This window comes from Shewanella sp. CAL98-MNA-CIBAN-0140 (assembly GCF_040309905.1).
GTDB lineage: Bacteria > Pseudomonadota > Gammaproteobacteria > Enterobacterales > Shewanellaceae > Shewanella > Shewanella psychromarinicola.
In genome coordinates, this window is sequence record NZ_JBEOPI010000191.1 from 1 (window position 1) to 265 (window position 265).

The 265-nt window shown below is 39.2% G+C and carries 1 protein-coding gene; it reads right to left on the reverse strand.

The features are described 5' to 3' along the window. The coding region (locus AAEY93_RS20705) for a hypothetical protein (protein ID WP_351079559.1) at positions 1–265 on the reverse strand (265 nt) is incomplete at both ends.

The following is a 265-nucleotide window of genomic DNA, read 5'->3' on the forward strand; positions in this document are numbered from 1 at the left end:
GAATAATAGTATTACTATCAATGGCAAATGTGCCATGTGATTGAGTGCCAACGACAATGTATTTATCGTCAATATTGGCAATGCTGGTAATATTGGGCGTGATATTATTGCCTAAACTGACGAGAATAATTTTTTCGGTTTTTAAAGATAGTATGTACAAACCCGAACGAGTACCTACCCATAAGGTATCGCCAATCACGGCAAGATGGGTTACCTGAAGTTCAGTTAAGCCTTGGGGTTGTTTAAACGCAGTAAACTCCCCTGT